The 16713-nt window shown below is 62.9% G+C and carries 13 protein-coding genes and 1 tRNA gene; 8 read left to right on the forward strand and 6 right to left on the reverse strand.

What is annotated here, in order from left to right:
- Positions 1–9: 9 nt before the first annotated feature.
- The 4 genes from PQT43_RS11400 to PQT43_RS11415 all read left to right on the forward strand — a co-directional run bounded on the left by PQT43_RS11400 (position 10) and on the right by PQT43_RS11415 (position 4884).
- The gene (locus tag PQT43_RS11400; protein ID WP_159893160.1) at positions 10–933 is read left to right on the forward strand and encodes a ketopantoate reductase family protein; all 924 of its coding nucleotides are present in this window, start codon (positions 10–12) and stop codon (positions 931–933) included.
- A 154-nt stretch (positions 934–1087) separates the two neighbouring features.
- Positions 1088–2563 carry an aldehyde dehydrogenase family protein gene (locus PQT43_RS11405; RefSeq protein WP_159893162.1) on the forward strand — a complete coding sequence of 492 codons (1476 nt, stop codon included), beginning with the start codon at positions 1088–1090 and terminating at the stop codon, positions 2561–2563.
- A 121-nt stretch (positions 2564–2684) separates the two neighbouring features.
- Entirely contained in the window at positions 2685–3941 is a 1257-nt protein-coding gene (locus tag PQT43_RS11410; RefSeq protein ID WP_267268388.1) for an OprD family porin, read from the forward strand.
- A gap of 229 nt (positions 3942–4170) precedes the next feature.
- Positions 4171–4884 carry a GntR family transcriptional regulator gene (locus PQT43_RS11415; RefSeq protein WP_253085336.1) on the forward strand — a complete coding sequence of 238 codons (714 nt, stop codon included), beginning with the start codon at positions 4171–4173 and terminating at the stop codon, positions 4882–4884.
- Between the two features lie 6 nt (positions 4885–4890).
- Here the strand turns inward: PQT43_RS11415 and PQT43_RS11420 are convergent, their stop codons facing one another.
- The 3 genes from PQT43_RS11420 to PQT43_RS11430 all read right to left on the reverse strand — a co-directional run bounded on the left by PQT43_RS11420 (position 4891) and on the right by PQT43_RS11430 (position 8402).
- On the reverse strand, positions 4891–5841 hold the full coding sequence (locus PQT43_RS11420; RefSeq protein ID WP_253085335.1) for a PDR/VanB family oxidoreductase: 951 nt from the start codon (positions 5839–5841) through the stop codon (positions 4891–4893).
- A 59-nt stretch (positions 5842–5900) separates the two neighbouring features.
- Complete coding sequence (locus tag PQT43_RS11425; RefSeq protein WP_253085334.1) at positions 5901–6959, reverse strand: aromatic ring-hydroxylating oxygenase subunit alpha; 1059 nt, start codon at positions 6957–6959, stop codon at positions 5901–5903.
- A gap of 294 nt (positions 6960–7253) precedes the next feature.
- The gene (locus tag PQT43_RS11430) at positions 7254–8402 is read right to left on the reverse strand and encodes a MalY/PatB family protein (RefSeq protein ID WP_272753935.1); all 1149 of its coding nucleotides are present in this window, start codon (positions 8400–8402) and stop codon (positions 7254–7256) included.
- Positions 8403–8791: 389 nt separating this feature from the next.
- Between PQT43_RS11430 and PQT43_RS11435 the strand changes: the two genes are divergently transcribed.
- From PQT43_RS11435 to PQT43_RS11445, 3 genes are all read left to right on the forward strand, one after another.
- The gene (locus PQT43_RS11435; protein WP_267268386.1) at positions 8792–10039 is read left to right on the forward strand and encodes a pyruvate carboxyltransferase; all 1248 of its coding nucleotides are present in this window, start codon (positions 8792–8794) and stop codon (positions 10037–10039) included.
- Entirely contained in the window at positions 10032–10979 is a 948-nt protein-coding gene (locus tag PQT43_RS11440; RefSeq protein WP_267268385.1) for an AEC family transporter, read from the forward strand. Before PQT43_RS11435 ends, PQT43_RS11440 begins: the two co-directional genes overlap by 8 nt.
- Positions 10980–11527: 548 nt before the next feature.
- Entirely contained in the window at positions 11528–12568 is a 1041-nt protein-coding gene (locus PQT43_RS11445; protein WP_267268384.1) for an ABC transporter substrate-binding protein, read from the forward strand.
- A 117-nt stretch (positions 12569–12685) separates the two neighbouring features.
- On the opposite strand, the gene PQT43_RS11450 is transcribed toward PQT43_RS11445, so the two are convergent.
- The 3 genes from PQT43_RS11450 to PQT43_RS11460 all read right to left on the reverse strand — a co-directional run bounded on the left by PQT43_RS11450 (position 12686) and on the right by PQT43_RS11460 (position 16216).
- Positions 12686–13564 carry a response regulator transcription factor gene (locus tag PQT43_RS11450; RefSeq protein WP_267268383.1) on the reverse strand — a complete coding sequence of 293 codons (879 nt, stop codon included), beginning with the start codon at positions 13562–13564 and terminating at the stop codon, positions 12686–12688.
- Between the two features lie 77 nt (positions 13565–13641).
- Positions 13642–15057 carry an aminotransferase gene (locus PQT43_RS11455; RefSeq protein ID WP_267268382.1) on the reverse strand — a complete coding sequence of 472 codons (1416 nt, stop codon included), beginning with the start codon at positions 15055–15057 and terminating at the stop codon, positions 13642–13644.
- 58 nt (positions 15058–15115) lie between these two features.
- Positions 15116–16216 carry a polyamine ABC transporter substrate-binding protein gene (locus PQT43_RS11460; RefSeq protein WP_267268381.1) on the reverse strand — a complete coding sequence of 367 codons (1101 nt, stop codon included), beginning with the start codon at positions 16214–16216 and terminating at the stop codon, positions 15116–15118.
- Between the two features lie 393 nt (positions 16217–16609).
- Here PQT43_RS11460 and PQT43_RS11465 point away from each other — a divergent pair.
- Positions 16610–16683, forward strand: a tRNA-Cys gene (locus PQT43_RS11465).
- The last annotated feature ends 30 nt before the right edge of the window (positions 16684–16713 follow it).

Raw genomic sequence — 16713 nt, forward strand, 5'->3', positions numbered from 1 at the left:
GGAGGTTCGATGCACATCACCATTCTCGGCGCGGGCGCCATGGGTTCGCTGTTTGGCGGCCTGCTGGCGGAAAGCGGGCAGCAGGTAACGCTGCTGGACATCAATGACGCGCACCTTGCGGCGATCCAGCGCGATGGCCTGTTGCTGGCGACCGACCACGGCGAGCGGCGCATCACCGGCCTCAATGCTTGCCGCCCGGAACAGGCCAGCGGGCACCCGGACCTGTTGCTGGTCTTCACCAAGACCCTGCACACCGACAGCGCCTTGCGCAGTGTGGCCGGGCATATCGCCGGGCACACCCGGGTGCTGACCCTGCAGAACGGCCTGGGCAACGCCGAAGCCTTGTCGCGGCATGTGGCCCCGCGGCAGGTGCTGATCGGTATGACCAACTGGCCGGCCGACATGGTCGGGCCGGGGCAGGTGCATTCCCACGGCCAGGGCATGGTCCGGATGCTGGCCCTCGACGAGGGTGAGCGCCAGGCCAGCACAGAGGTGGCGGCGGTGCTGGACGCGGCCGGGCTCAACTGCGCGGTGGACCCCGAGGTCTGGACTTCGATCTGGGAGAAGGTCGCCTTCAACGCCGCTTTGAACAGCCTGTGCGCGGCCACTGGTTGCACCGTGGGCCAGTTGGACGCGGCGCCGGAAGGCGTGGCGCTGGCCCGGGCCATCGTCATGGAGGTGGTGGCCGTGGCCGGCACCCGGGGGATAGTGCTGGATGCCCAGCGCTGCCTGGATAGCGTGGCCTTTGCCATGGCCAACCACCGCACCCACAAGCCCTCGATGCTGCAGGACGTGCTGGCCGGGCGGCCCACGGAAATCGGCGCGATCAACGGCCAGGTAGTGGCCCGGGCGCGAGAGGCGGGGGTGGCGGTGCCCCACACCGAAACCCTGCTCGGTCTGCTGCGGCTGATCGAACAACGCGCTGCCGTGTAGATACCGGCTTGCCGGCGAAGAGGGCCTTGGGTCTTGTGTGTTTCTTGCGGGCGTCTTCGCTGGCAAGCCAGCTCCTACACAAGCCCGCCCCCATACAAGCCGGTTTTTGGGTGACACATCGGTTTATGCATGCTGTTCCATGAGGAGATTTTTCATGAGTGAATCCAACGCGGTCTATCGCGATCTGCATCTGCAACCCATCGCCGGACAGTGGCGCGCCGGTGCCGTCGGCAAGACCCTTGCGGTGACCAATCCGTTTGACGGCGCGCTGTTGCTGGAAGTGGCCCAGGCCAACCGCAGCGACCTGGATGCGGCCTATGCCAAGGCCGCCCAGGTGCAGCCGCAATGGGCGGCCCTGGGCCCGTCGCAGCGCGCGGCGGTGCTGCATCGGGCGGTGGCGATCTTCGACCAGCGCCAGGAAGAGATCGTCGACTGGATCATCCGCGAATCCGGCAGCACGCGGATCAAGGCCCTGGCCGAATGGGGCGCGGCGCGGGCCATTACCCTGGAGGCAGCGTCGTTCCCGGCGCGGGTCCATGGGCGGATTGTCGAGTCCGATGTGCCGGGCAAGGAAAGCCGCGTCTACCGCAGCGCCCTGGGGGTGGTGGGGGTGATCAGCCCGTGGAACTTCCCGCTGCACCTGACCCAGCGTTCCATCGCCCCGGCCCTGGCCCTGGGCAACGCGGTGGTGGTCAAGCCGGCCAGCGATACCCCCGTGTGCGGTGGCCTGCTGCTGGCCAGGATCTTCGAGGAAGCGGGGCTGCCCGCCGGGGTGTTCAGTGTGGTGGTGGGGGCTGGCAGCGAGATTGGCGATGCATTTGTCGAGCACCCGGTGCCGGCGCTGATCACCTTCACCGGCTCGACCCCGGTGGGGCGCGGTATCGGCCGCATCGCCAGTGGTGGCGAGCATCTCAAGCATGTGGCTCTGGAGCTGGGAGGCAACAGCCCGTTCGTGGTGCTCGACGATGCTGACCTTGAGCAAGCGGTGAACGCCGCGGTGTTCGGCAAGTTCCTGCACCAGGGGCAGATCTGCATGGCGATCAACCGGATCATCGTCGATGAACGGCTGTACGACGCCTTTGCCCAGCGCTTCGTGGCCCGGGTCAAGCAGCTCAAGGTGGGTGATCCGCAATCGCTGGAGACCGTGATCGGCCCGGTGATCAACGCCCGCCAGTTGCAGGGCCTTCAGGACAAGATCGCCCTGGCCCGCGAGCAGGGCGCCGAGCCACTGTACGAGGGCGGTGCGAACGGCAATCTGCTGGCGCCCCATGTTTACGGCGAGGTGCGCGCCGACATGGACCTGGCGCGCCATGAAATATTCGGCCCGCTGGTGGGGCTGCTGCGCGCCCGGGACGAAGCCCATGCCCTGGAGCTGGCCAATGCCAGCGAGTTCGGCCTGTCCAGCGCGGTGTTCACCGGCAACCTGGAACGCGGGGTGAACTTCGCCCGCCAGGTGCGCGCCGGCATGACTCACATCAACGATGTGCCGGTGAACGATGAGGCCAACGCGCCTTTCGGGGGCGAGAAGAACTCCGGGCTGGGACGCTTCAACGGCGACTGGGCGATCGACGAATTCACCCGGGACCACTGGATCAGCCTGCAACACCGGCCGCGTCAGTATCCCTTCTGATCCGGCCCTCTGAATAACCCCCGGCCGCCCAGGCCGGGTTTTTTGCGCATCCGTGAGTGGACGGGCCGTTGCCGGCCTGTCGGGGCACGGCTGCGCCTATGCAAAGCGGAGAACAATAATAATGAACACCCGTCATCCGATGCTGTGCCGTTCCCTGGTCGGGGCTTGCCTGTCTGCGGGCCTGTGCGGCCCTTCCTGGGCTGGCGACGACAGTGGTTTCTTCGAGGGGAGCAAGACCGACCTGCTGTTGCGCAACTACTACTTCAACCGGGATTTTCGCGACCACGACGCGCCCAAGGGGCAGATCGAGGAGTGGGCCCAAGGCTTCATCCTCAAGTTCAGTTCTGGTTACACCCCAGGCACCGTGGGGGTTGGCCTGGATGCCATCGGCCTGTTCGGCCTCAAGCTCGACAGCAGCCGCCAGGTCAGCGGTTCGGAGTTGCTGCCGGTGCACGACGATGGCCGCGCCGCGGATAATTTCGGCCGCGCCGGGGCGGCCTTGAAGGCGCGGATTTCCGCCACCGAGTTCAAGCTCGGCGAACTGCTGCCGGATGTGCCGCTGCTGCGCTATGACGATGGCCGCCTGCTGCCGCAGACCTTTCGAGGGGCCATGCTGGTGTCCCGCGAGATTGACGGCCTGGGCCTGCAGGCCGGGCAGTACCGGGCCGTGAGCCTGCGCAACTCGTCAGACATGCAGGACCTGTCGGCCTGGGCCGCGCCTGGGGTGAAGTCCGATGGTTTCAACTATGTGGGTGCCGACTACCGCTTCAACCAGCAGCACACCCTGTTCGGCGCCTGGCATTCGCAACTGCAGGACATCTACCGCCAGAGCTACTTCAACCTGCAGCACAAACAGCCGGTGGGCGATTGGGTGCTGGGGGGCAACCTGGGTTACTTCATCGATCGCGACGATGGCAGCGCGCGCATCGGCCGCATCGACAGCCACACCGCCTATGGCCTGTTCTCCGCGGCGAGGGCCGGGCACACGCTGTACCTGGGGGTGCAGAAGGTCAGTGGCGACAGCCCCTGGATGTCGGTCTACGGCAGCAGCGGCCGGACCCTGGGCAACGACATGTTCAACGGCAACTTCAGCAACGCCGGCGAGCGTTCCTGGCAACTGCGCTACGACTATGACTTCGCCGCTTCCGGGGTTCCCGGGCTACTGGCCATGGTGCGTTACGGGCGTGGCGACAACGCCACCACCAAGGCCGGCAAGGATGGCCATGAGTGGGAGCGCGATACCGAAATCGGCTACACCCTGCAGAGCGGCAGCCTGAAGAACCTCAGCCTGCGGCTGAACAACGCCACCAACCGGCGCAGCTTCAACAGCGACTTCGACCAGACCCGGTTGATCGTCAGTTACCCGCTGTCGTTGTGAAAAACCTGTAGCCGCTGCCGAAGGCTGCGAACGGCTTGGGTGGCATTCCGACGCAGCAGGCGCGGCGATTCCAAGGGCGCTGGAGGTTCGGCGGGAGATCGTCAGGCAAGGTCCTGCGGACCTTTGCGCAGCTTCGCAGGCTCAGCAGCGGCTACAGGGTGTGTCGGGATGCGTGTTGTGGTGGGCTCTGCGTTATGATGGCCGCCCGTTTTTTCAGGAAGCTGCCCGCATGAGTAAACCCGGTCAAACGGTGCTGGTCGCGCTGCGCAAGATGATCGCCTCGGGCGAGCTGGCGGCAGGCGAGCGCTTGATGGAAGTGCCGACCGCCGAGCGCTTCGGGGTGTCGCGCATGCCAGTGCGCATGGCCTTTCGCACCCTGGAGCAGGAAGGCCTCTTGGTGCGTTTCGGTGGCCGCGGGTTTCAGGTGCGCTCGGTCAGCGCCGAGGGCATCGCCGGGGCGGTGGAGGTGCGTGGTGTGCTGGAAGGCCTGGCGGCGCGCCAGACCGCCGAGCGCGGGCTGTCGGCCGAGGGCCGTGCGATCCTTGAGCGCTGTCTGGTCGAGGGCGATGCGCTGTTCGACAAGGGCTATGTCAACGAGGAAGACCTGGAGGTCTATCACGACCTCAATATGCGTTTTCACCAGGTGATCGTGGCGGGCAGCGGCAACCCGGCGATCGCCGATGCCCTGGCGCGAAACGACCATCTGCCGTTCGCCTCGGTCACCGCCCTGGCGGTGGATCGCCAGGACATGGCCCGGGAATACCGGCGCTTCAACTACGCCCATATGCAGCATCACTCGGTGTTCGACGCCCTGGTCAACGGCCAGGGCGCGCGGGCCGAAGCGCTGATGCGCGAGCATGCCAACGCCACCTTGCGTTACGCCGAGATCTTCGGCTCGGCGCTGGCCGATGAGCGCATGAAGCTGATCCTGCCCTCGCCGTGAGTGGCGCTAGAGGTCCAGCACCAGCAACGGGGTTTTGGCTCGGGAGCAGCAGGGCGTGAACTGATCGTTGCGCGCCTGTTCGTCCTCGGTGAGGAACAGGTCGCGGTGCTCCGGCACCCCCTCCAGCACCCGGGTCAGACAGGTGCCGCAGATCCCTTGTTCGCAGGAAATCGCCACCTCGATGCCCTGGTCCTGCAGCACCTGGACCACGCTGCGATCGGCCGGCACCTGGAACACCTGTCCGCTGCTGGCCAGCCTGACCGCAAAACTGCCATCGGCGCTGTGGTCCACGGGCGCGGCGCTGAAATATTCGCGATGCAGGCAGTGTTCCTTCCAGCCCAGGGCTTGGGCGCTGTCCAGCACGTATTGCATGAAACCGCCGGGGCCGCAGACATACAGGTGCACATCATCCTGTGGCTCGGCCAAGGCGTGAGCGATATCCAGGGCAGTCTCGGGCTGTTCGTCGAAATGCAGGCTGACCCGCTCGGCGAAAGGCGATTGCCGCAGGCGCTGGACAAAGGCTGCGCGCTCGGCCGAGCGCGCGCAGTAATGCAGCTGGAAATCCGCGCCGTTGTGGGCCAGTTGCTCGGCCATGCTGAGGATCGGGGTAATGCCGATGCCGCCGGCGAACAGCAGGCTGCGTCGCGCGCCGGGGGCCAGGGGGAACAGGTTGCGTGGCTGGCTGATGCGCAGGCGCGCGCCCACCTGCAGCTCTTGGTGCAGGCTGCTTGAACCGCCTCGCGAGGCGGGATCCTTGAGCACCCCGATCAGGTAGCGGTGGCGTTCTTCGGGGTGGTTGCACAAGGAGTATTGGCGCGCCAGGCCGTTGGCCAGGTGCACGTCGATATGGGCGCCGGCGCTGAAGGCGGGCAGGGGGCTTGCGTCGGCCGCGGCCAGTTCGAAGCTGCAGATGTCCAGGGCTTCGTCGTGGCGCGCGACCACCAGTACGTCGATCATCATCGGTCCTCGCCGGTGGCGGCATCCGCGCCACCAGCCTGTCGGGTTCGGGGGAGGGCTTAACGGCTTGCCGCGATCAGCGCTTCTCGGGGCTCGCGCTCCTGGGCGATCAGGCGTTCCAGCACCCGTCGCGACTGCACGCCGCCGGCGTCGATGTTCAGCTTGAGCAGGCTGCGCTGGGGTTGGGCGAGCAGGTTCTGCTGCTGGCGTTCGAGCATCTCCAGGTCTTCGCTGAAAATCTTGCCCTGGCCTTCGCGGATGCTCTCGGTGAGCGCCCGGTCCTGGGGATTGAAGTTGCGCGCCATGCCCCAGAAGTACCAGATCGAGGTGTCGCTTTCGGGGGTGATGAAATCCACCACGATGCTCGACGCCTTGTACTGCGCAGGGGCGTCGTAGCCACCGTGGCCGGCATGGGCCACGCCGACTTCGATCAGCACATGACTGGGCGGGCTGAAGCGGCAGATCTGCCAGCGGTCCACCGGCACGTCGTCGGCCAGCTGGTTGCCGCGCAAGGCCATGCGCCAGAAGGGCGGCGGCATGACGTTGTGCATGTGCCGGGCGGTGACCACCTGATCGCCGTCCACTGTGGTCTGTGGTGGCGCCTCGTCGATCTCCTTCTGGCCGATGCTGGAGGCGTGGACGTAGGTTTCGTGGGTCAGGTCCATCAGGTTGTCGATCATCAGCCGGTAGTCGCACTGGATGTGGAACAACCCGCCGCCATAGGCCCACTGATCGTTGTCGGCCCATTCCAGGTGATGGATCAGCGCCGGGTCGGCCAGGGCCTGATCGCCGGGCCAGACCCAGATGAAACCGTAGCGCTCGACCGCGGCGAAGGTCTTGTTGCAGGGGAAGCCGCGAACCCGTTGGCCGGGCATCTCCACGGTCTTGCCGTCGCAGCCCATCACCAGGCCGTGGTAACCGCACACCAGGTTGCCGTTCTCGACATAACCCAGCGACAGCGGGGCGCCACGATGGGGGCAGAAATCCTCGACGGCGGCGACCCGACCTTCATGGGCGCGGTAGAACACCATTCGTTCGCCGCAGATCTGCCGGCCCAGGGGCTTGTCCTGCAATTCATCGGGGGTGCAGGCAACGTACCAGGCATTCTTGGGGTACATGACGTCTCTCCAGGCGTTTGTTGTTTTTATTTAATGGATCCATTAAATGGTTCGCGCTCTGGGGGTGTCAAACAAATACGTTGATTTAGTGTTCGGTAATCGGCTGTTTATCGGGGCTTGTAGGTTTATGGATCCATTGATCGGGTTTTATGGATCCATTGAGCATGTAGCTGGGCATGGTTCGCGCCAGGGTCGGGGCGGGGCGGCGTGTGGCGTGGTGCAGGCAGGGCGCAGCGCCAGGGGCGGGAGTCTGGCGGCTGCGGTAGCGGGAGGCGGCTGTGGGAGGTGGGGCGCTCAGCGCCGTTGCAGGCTGTCCTGCAGGCGCTGGATGCCTTCTTCGAGCATGGCCCGCGGGCAACCGAAGTTCAGTCGCACGAATTGCCCGCAGTCGTCACCGAACTCCAGTCCGGCGCTGAGGCCGACCTTGGCCTCCTTGAGGAAGAAGGCGTAGGGATCGTCCAGCCCCAGCTCGCTGCAGTCGAGCCAGGCCAGGTAGGTTCCTTGTGGGGCGTGCATGCGGATGCCCGGCAAGCGGGTCTGCACCGCGTGCAGCAGGTAGTCACGGTTGTCCTGCAGGTAGCCGAGCAGCGCCTGCAGCCAGGGGCCGCCGTGGGTCAGCGCGGCGTGGGTCGCCTCCAGGCCCAGGGGGCTGACGCTGTCCACCATGCCGGCGCGGGCGTTGTTGAAGGCCAGGCGGGTGGCCGGGTCCTGGACGATGGCGAAGCAGGTCTTCATCCCGGCGATGTTGTAGGCCTTGCTCGCCGACATCAGGGTGATGGTGCGCCGGGCGATCTCCGGGCTCAGGGAGGCGGTAGGAATATGCCGGCGTCCGTCGAAGCACAGCTGGGCATGGATCTCGTCGGAAATGATCAGTGCGCCCTGGTCCAGGCAGGCGTTGGCCACGGCTTGCAGTTCTTCCCGGGGGAAGACCTTGCCCAAGGGATTGTGGGGGTTGCTCAGGAGCATCGCGCCAGCACCTTGCAAGGCCTGGCGCAGTGCGTCCATGGGGGTGACATAGGTGCCTTGCTCGGTGAGCTGGAACGGGACTTCGACCTTGTCCAGGCGCCAGTTGTCCGGGGCCATGCGCAGCGGGCGGTAGTTGGGGGTCTGTACCAGCACTGTTTGCCCGGGCTGGACGAAGGCGTGCAGGGCCATGTTGAACCCGGGCTCGACCCCGGGCAGGAAGATCAACTCGTCGGGCTGCACGCGCCAGGCGTACTTGTTCCAGAGGTCGGCGACCACGGCTTCGCGCAGTTCATCCCGGGCCACGCTGTAGCCCAGCAGCGGGTGCTCGAGGCGCTGGCGCAAGGCCTGGAGAATGCCGTCCGCCACGGCAAAGTCCATGTCCGCCACCCACATGGGCAGGACGTCCTCAGGGTAGCGGCTCCATTTGGTGCTGCCGGTGCCCTGGCGCGGATGCAGGGTATCGAAATCGAAGCTCATGAGCGGGTCTCGTCGAATCGCATGGGGAAGGTGGAGGGATTCTAGCCTTCCCTGAGGTTGGCCTGCAGGCTGGGTTGGGCCAGGCCCGGGCAAAGGGGGGATTCAAGGTGAGGGAGTGGGTGCGAAAAATGTCGGTTGTTTGCAGACTGAAATATTGAAGTTGAAACGGGTGTTTATTTAAAGCGGAGTATTGTTTTTCTTTTGTTTTATGGGGTTTGTGTCAAGGCACTTTTTTCTGTTTATTTGTCATTGTTTGTTTCTGGATTTTTTAAGGATTGTCTTAGGTTGTGTTTTTTAGTTGGTGTTATATGGTGTGGCGGTTATTGGAGTTGTTCAAGGTTTAAACCTAAGTGGGTATAACAATAATCGAACCGCCAAGGAGCAGGACAATGACGGCTGAAAGTGGAATTCGCTATCGTGATTATTCGGTCCCCTATCTAGTGGATGAAACCCTTCGGGAAGGAATTGAACGCACGGCCTTTCCCATTTCCGTGGACGCCAAGGTGGCGCTTCTCAAGTCCATGGCAGCAGCAGGCTTGAGAGATTTCGTGGTGGGCTGCGGGCCTGAAGAGCCGCTGGTCTGGGACCGCCTGCATCAGGCCCGGGAAGCCCATGAACTGCCCGCCGATACCCGCGCCACCTTCATCATTCTGCTCAACTGCTGGGAGACTGCTTTCGCTTACTTCCAGTCCCGCCAGCAACATCGCCAGTGGATCGCCGACACCGTGTTCAGCTTCGGCATGATCACCTACAGACAGGGCGAGCGGGAGTTCGAGCGGGCCATCGAGGCGTTCCGCAGCATCGGTGCCGTCCGATTCAAGGCCAGCGTGCTCAATAATTTTCGCCAGGGCGTGTCTGAGCCGCGCTATGGCGAAATCTGCCGGCAAATCGACTGGGCTGCCAGCCTGGGGGTGGAGATCATCAGGATCAACGATTCGGTGGGCTCGCTGCAGCCCCATGTGACCCAGTGGCTGTGTTCGAAGCTGGTCAAGGATTACCCCCGGCTGGTGTTTTGCCTGCACGCCCATAACGACAACGGACTGGCCCTTGCCAATACCATGCAAGCCATTCACTCGGGCTTTCAGATGGTTGAAGGGGCGCTCGCCGGTTTTGGCAATAGATCGGGTATTGCGCCCTTGGAACAAGTGGTCAAGTTGTGCAAGACCAATAATATAAGTCTGGGCTCCTGTGAACTTGATCTGGATAAGTTGATCGATGCAGCTCATCAGTGTGAAGACGCCTTCTTGCAAGTGCCCAGTGTTTATCGGCCGGTGAGTGGCAAGTTGGAAACACTTTCCAATTACGGTGTTCTGAATATTCCGGACTTTCTTGAAACTCAGGATGAGAAGAGTTACTTCGTCAACTATGTCGGCCTGCATCCGCAAACCATTCGCCAGGCCCTGAGACACTATTCAACGGCAGGGCTGAATGTGGCGACGATGGCCGATGCGGACCTGTGGCCCATAGTGGAGAGCCTGAAAGTGGAGATGCGGGCCTCGATGAAGGACATCGAGTCCCACTATCGGCGGGTCATGGGCGGGGTGATGGATTTCTACCGCGCCTCGACCTACACCCCCCGGCAACTGGCGCAGTATGCCGAACGGTGGATTGTTCGGGGGCATGCTGCTCATGGATAAGGTCTTTACGGTGGTGATGCCGTTGTTTGCCATGATCTTCGCCGGCTATTGGATAGTGCGGATCGGGGTCATCGGCAAGGAAACAGTAAAGGGCCTGGTGGGCGTCGTGTTCTGGCTGTTCCTGCCATGCTTCATTTTCATCAAGACCCTGGGCACTCGGGACCATGGCGAGCTGGATTGGGGGCTGCTCAGCGCCTACTACCTGGCTTGCCTGGTGATCTTCATCATCGCCGCGGTAGGTGGCTGGCTGATCTGGGGCGGCAATGGGCGCGTAGCCGGCCTGCGTGGGTTGTCGTCCATCTCGGGGGTGGTGGGGTACATGGGGTTGCCCCTGATGGTCATGGCCTTTGGCGATGAGGCGGCCTTGCCAACGTTGATGATCACCATGGCCGACAACCTGGTGATCCTGGCGGGTGGCGCATTGATCATGGAGCTCACCGCGCAACAGGAGGTGCAGGCCAAGCCGGATATCGGCCGCGTGCTGCTCTCCACGACCCGCTCCATTGTCACCAACCCGCTGATCCTGGCGGTGCTGCTGGCCGTGCTGTTCATTGTCCTGCAATGGCAGTTGCCCAGTCCGCTGCAGATTTTCGCCACGCAGATGACCAACGCCACCGGACCTTTGGCCCTGGTAGCCCTGGGCGCCGCCTTTGCCGTGCATCGCAATCAGAGCCTGATCAAGGGCGACGCCCTGTCGCTGGCACTGTTGAAGGTGGTGGTGCTGCCGGTGCTGGTGTTCGTTTCCGCCCGGTATGTGTTTGGCCTCAGCGACTTTCTGATCAAGATTGCGGTGATCATGGCGGCGTTGCCGGTGGCGGTTAACGTTTTCATCCTGGCGTCGCGCTACAAGACCTATGAGACGGAGGTCTCCAGCAGCATGCTGCTCTCCGCGGTGATGGGCATCGGGGTGATCTCGGGGTTGCTGGTCGTGCTGGACTGATGCTCAAGCCTGCCGGCACATGACCGGCCATTGCACCCTGCAAGCGTTAGGCGCTTGCGGGGTGTTTTGTTTGCCTGTCCTGCGGCGTTCGCTGCAAGGCTGATGATCCCTGCGAAAACCTGCAGCAGCTTCCCGCAAAGCAGCTTTTCCCTTGCCTGTGCCTCACAAAAACCTCGTTTCGCAACGTTCCGGGTTATGGAAACAATGAACCCCTGCATACGCCTGCCCGACTGCCACGGGCGCCTGCGGCGATGCACTGCCGATCGATTTGTTCTTCCTACAAAAACAACAGGGAGCAAGCGATGAACCGCCATTCGAGCAAGACCGCGTCCGCTCACCCCGGACCGGTTGCAAACACTCCAAGCGAACGGGGCCACAGAGCCCGCAACGGTGACGATCCGGCTACGCGGCCTGTGCCGCCAGGCGCCTTGCACCGCTGACCAAGACTCGTAGTGCCTGGTGCAGTACCGCCCGTGAATACGGTCGCTTCCAGGCTCCTGCTGTGCGGGTTCGTGCGGGCGAGCCGGCTTTCTTTGAGGATGGGTTTCATGTCCAACACCTTGCGTTGCGGCGTTGCATTGTCGTGGGTTCTGCTGTGCACCGGGGCTTGGGCCCAGCCGCAGAATCTCACCGTCATTTCCTTTGGCGGAGCCACCAAACAGGCTCAGGAAAAAGCCTATTTCCAACCCTTCAACCAGAGCGGGGCGGCCCGGGTGGTGGCGGGGGAGTACAACGGTGAACTGTCGAAGATCAAGGCCATGGTCGATGTCGGCAAGACCAGCTGGGATGTGGTCGAAGTGGAGAGCCCGGAGCTGTTGCGCGGCTGTGACGAGGGCTTGTTCGAACCTTTGGATCTGGCCCGCTTTGGTGATCCGGCGCAGTTCGTCCCGGGCACCCTGAGCGAGTGCGGCGTGGCCACCTACGTCTGGTCGATGGTCATGGCCTTTGCTCCGCAAAAGCTGGCCAAGGCGCCCGGGTCCTGGGCCGACTTCTGGAACCTCAAGGACTTCCCCGGCAAGCGCGGTTTGCGCAAGAGCGCCAAGTACACCCTGGAAATCGCCCTGCTGGCGGACGGTGTGGCGCCGGCCCAGTTGTATCAGGTGCTCAACACCCCGCAAGGCGTGACCCGGGCCTTTGCCAAGCTGGATCAGATCAAGCCCTACATCCAGTGGTGGGAAGCCGGGGCTCAACCTCCGCAATGGCTGGTGGCCGGTGATGTGGTGATGAGCGCGGCCTACAACGGACGCATTGCCATGGCCCAGAAGGAGGGCATGCAGTTGAGTATCCTCTGGCCCCAGAGCCTGTACGATCCGGAGTACTGGGCGGTAGTCAAAGGCTCGCCGAACAAGGCCCTGGCCGAAGATTTCATCCTGTTCGCCAGCCAGCCCCAGGCGCAGAAGGTGTTCTCGCAGAACATTCCCTATGGACCGGTGCATCGTCAGGCACTGCCCCTGTTGCCTGAGGCGGTGCAGCAGCAACTGCCGACCTACGAGGCCAACCTGCGGGACGCGCGGGCGGTGGATGCGGCGTTCTGGGTCGACCATGGCGAGGAGTTGGAGCAGCGCTTCAACGCCTGGGCGGCCCGTTGAATGCATCACTGATGCACTGAGGAAAAAAGGGCCTGCACAAGCTGTGCAGGCCCTGGTCCGATTTCCGGGACCTGACGGCGTTTCCGGGGCGGCGGCGAGCTGGACACACCCGTCGGTTCAATGGGCGGGGGCTTGAGGGCGCTGGGTCAGCCAGTCGATAAACAACGAAAACAGCTCCGCCTGGGAACTGATGGCCAGCTTGGTATAGAGATTCTTACGGTGCATGCGCACGGTTTCCGGAGAGATTTCCAACACCTTGGCCGTGGATTTCACCGAGTGACCGCGCAGGATCAGGTGGGCGATCTCCCGTTCACGCACCGTCAGTAGCGGAGTGCCGAAGCTCATGAAGGCGGCTTCGATCTGTTGGTTGAGGTCGGCCGGAGCCAGGGCCGGCAGCGAACCCTGAGTCGCGTGTCGCACCAGTTGCTGCAGGCCGCCGGCACTGCCGAAACGACGGATCAGCTCGCGCACCAGCGGCTCCACCGCCCGCAGTAGCGCCAAGGGTTCGCTGGCGAAGCGTGCGCCACTCAAGCCCTGGAACATGCACAGGGAAATCTTGCTGTGCGGGTCGAGATCGACGATGTAGTAACTGTCTTCGGCGCCCCCGGTCTTGAGGTAGTAGGTCTTGTAGTACTCGCTGGCGAAGAAGTCGTCCGGGGCGATTTCCGAGAGGTGGTAGAAACCTTCCGCCAGACCGTTTTCCACCGCCAGGCAAAAGGGGTCGAGCAGGTAGCCGCGGGAGAAATAGCGGTTGATGATCTCGTCGCGGTACGCGCCGACAATGCCTTGCTCATGCAGCAACTGGGGTGGCAAGCCTTTGCGTTCCAGGCTGATCATCATGGACTCGATGGGGGTCAGGGCATTCAGCGCTGCCGCCAGATGGCTGAGGAAGGCCTCATCGTCCACGCTGTCGAATGCCTTGGCCAAGCCGGCATGCCAGGCCTGCAGGGCATCGAGGGAGAGTGGGGCGTTGGGGGGATTGGCAGATGCGCTCATGCCCGGCAGTTTAACTGCCGGGCGCAGGCCGGGTAAGACCCCGATTCGCAGTGCTGTCGGTGCCCGTTGTCGATTCATCAACCCAGGTACTGGCCGTCACGGCGCAGCTCGGCTGCAGCCTCGAGGATGCATTCGCGCAAGGTATCGACGATTTCGTCGATCTGCGTACGGGTGATGATCAACGGTGGCGACATGACGTTGAGATGGCCGATGGGACGCACCAGCAAGCCCTTGGCCTGGGCTCGCAGATGGATGCGTTCGGCAATGTTCAGGGCTTCCGGCAACAGGCTCTTGCTGTGCTTGTCGGCGACGAACTCGACGCAGGCCATCAGCCGCTTGCAGCGTACATTGCCGACCAGGGGCAACTGCGCCAGGGTCTGCAGGCGTTGCTCCATGTAGACCCCCACCTCCTCGACATGGGCCAGCAGGTTTTCCCGCTCGATGATCTCGATGTTCTTCAGCGCCGCGACGCAACTGACTGGGTGCCCGCTGTAGGTGAAGCCGTGGGTGAAGCAACGGCCCTTGCCCGGCTCGCCGATCACCTGCCAGATGCGTTCGGAGAAAATGCAGGCCCCCAGGGGCAGGTAGCCCGAGGTCAGGCCCTTGGCGGTGGTGATGATGTCCGGCTGCATGCCGAACACGTCCTGGGAGGCGAAAAAGGTGCCCAGGCGACCGAACGAGGTCACCACCTCATCGGCGACATACAGCAGGTCGTAGCGCTGGCAGATTTCCCACATCCGCCGGTGATAACCCTCGGGCGGAATGATCACTCCGCCTGAGCCCATGATGGGTTCGGCGAAGAAGGCGGCCACCTTGTCCGGGCCGATGGTGAGGATCTTGTCCTCGAACTCGGCCACCAGAAAATCGAGGAAATCCGCCTCGCTCATACCTGCCGGGGCACGGTAGTAGTTGGGGCAGGAGATGTGGTGAAACAGGTCGCTCATGAAGTCGAATTCGGGAGCTCGGTCGGCGGCCTTGTTGCCGATGGACATGGTCAGGAAGGTCGAGCCGTGGTACGCATTGATCCGCGAGATCACATGCTTCTTCTCATGCTTGCCACGACTGTTCTGATAGAACTGCACCAGGCGGTAGGCGGTGTCTACCGCCGTGGAGCCGCCAGTGGTGAGGAACACGTGGTTCAGGTCCCCCGGTGCCAGGCTGGCGAGTTTTTCACAGAGCTGGATGGCGCTGACGTTGGCCATGTCGCAGAACGGATTGGAATAGGCCAACTGCCGTACCTGATCGGCAATCGCTTCGGCCATTTCCTCGCGGCCCAGGCCGATGTTGGTGCACCACATGCCGCCGACCGCATCCAGGTAGCGCCGGCCGGCAGTGTCATAGATATAGGCACCGTCACCGGCAGCGATGTTCAGCGAGCCCTGCTCGCGGTGCTCGTCGAACATATGAAAGCCGTGCATGTAATGGGCCTTGTCGGCGGCCACCAGTTGTGGGTCGTCGAACTGTTGAAAAAAAGCTTCGGGTTGGATGGCCATGGGCTTCACCTCGGGTTGAACCATTGGACGCAACGTCCGTGTAATGGGTAGGCATGGATCACTTGCCGATCTTCACCATGTTCCAGGTGCGGGTGATCAGGCGGGTGCTGGCGGGAGACTGGATTTTCTGGGTGAACAGTCGCTCCCGGGTCTGGGCATCGGGGTAGATCGCCGGGTTGTCACGCACCTCGGCAGCGAGCAGCGGGGTGGCCTTGAGGTTGGCATTGGCATAGCGGATGTAGTCGCTGACCTCGGCCATCACCTGCGGCTGCAACAGGTACTCGATAAAGGCATGGGCATTGGCCACATTCGGCGCATCGGCGGGAATGTAGAAGTTGTCGAACCAGATCAGCGAACCTTCTTTGGGAATGAAATAGTCGAGCTTGACCGGTGCCCCCGCTTCATTGGCCCGGGCCTGTGCGGTGGCGTAATCGCCGGACCAGGTCGCACTCAGGCACAGGTCGCCATTGGCCAGGCCATTGAGGTAGCTGGTGGAGTCGAACTTGCGGATATAGGGCCGTATGGCCATCAAGGCATCTTGCGCGGCCTTGAGGTCTGTGGGCTCGGCGCTGTTGGGATTGCGCCCCAGCCAGGCCAGCACCAGCGGCAGAATGTCCGTGGGCGAGTCCTGCAGCGTCACTCCGCAATCAGCGAAGCGCGACACCACCTTGGGATCGAACAGCATTGCCAGGGAACCGATGGGCGCGTCCGGCATCCGCTCACGGATCTTGTCGACGTTATAGGTCACCCCATTGCTGCCCCAGGTATAGGGCGCCGAGTACTGCACCCCGGCGTCGTAGTTCTCCAGGCTTGTCAGCACCTGGGGATCGAGATTTTGCCAACTGGGCAACCACTGCTTGTTCAGCGGCTGGAACACCCGCGCCTTGATCAAGGGCGGCACTAGCGCCGCATTGAGTACCACCAGATCGTAGCCGGAGCGCCCGGGCAGCAACTTGCCCTGGACGGTTTCATAGGAATCGAAGGTGTCGTAGATCACCTTGATGCCGCTGGCCTTCTCGAAGCCGGCGAGGGTGTTCTCGCCGATATAGTCCGACCAGTTGTACAGCCGCAGCGTCTTGCTTGCGGGCTCCTCGGCCTGCACCCAGGCCGCCGCCACTATCAGAACCACGCCAAACACCGCAGGGAATGCTGTACGCATGCTGGAATTCCGCCTTGAACCTGATGGGAGGAGCCCGGGTCGAGCCGTTGGCGCTACTGTCCGCGAGCGGCCGCACACACGCCATAACCCGATCGGGTAGGTGAGTGAGGAACAGGCAGGGCGAGCTATCGGACTTGATCTATGCAATCATCCAGCCCCGTCGGCGACTTCGAGGCGTATTTGCCCGCCCGGAAACCTGTAGAAACAGCCCGGCAGAAAAAATATCGAATAGGAGTTGCCAGGAATGGAAAACATGTCCATAATTGCGACCATTCCTCAGCGAGGAAACGGGAAAACTCTTTAGAAATCAAAGAGTTGCGAGATGAGGTTGATCTCGAAAACCGTTCTAGTTTGTATGTGGCCAGTGTTGTTTTTCAGGCATTGGACATTTGGGGCCGAGTAGCAAAATGGTTATGCAGCGGATTGCAAATCCGCCTACGCCGGTTCGATTCCGACCTCGGCCTCCACCCTTGAAAACCCCGTAGATTAACATCTAC

Source organism: Pseudomonas sp. BLCC-B112 (genome assembly GCF_028550695.1).
GTDB classification, from domain to species: Bacteria; Pseudomonadota; Gammaproteobacteria; order Pseudomonadales; family Pseudomonadaceae; genus Aquipseudomonas; species Aquipseudomonas danubii.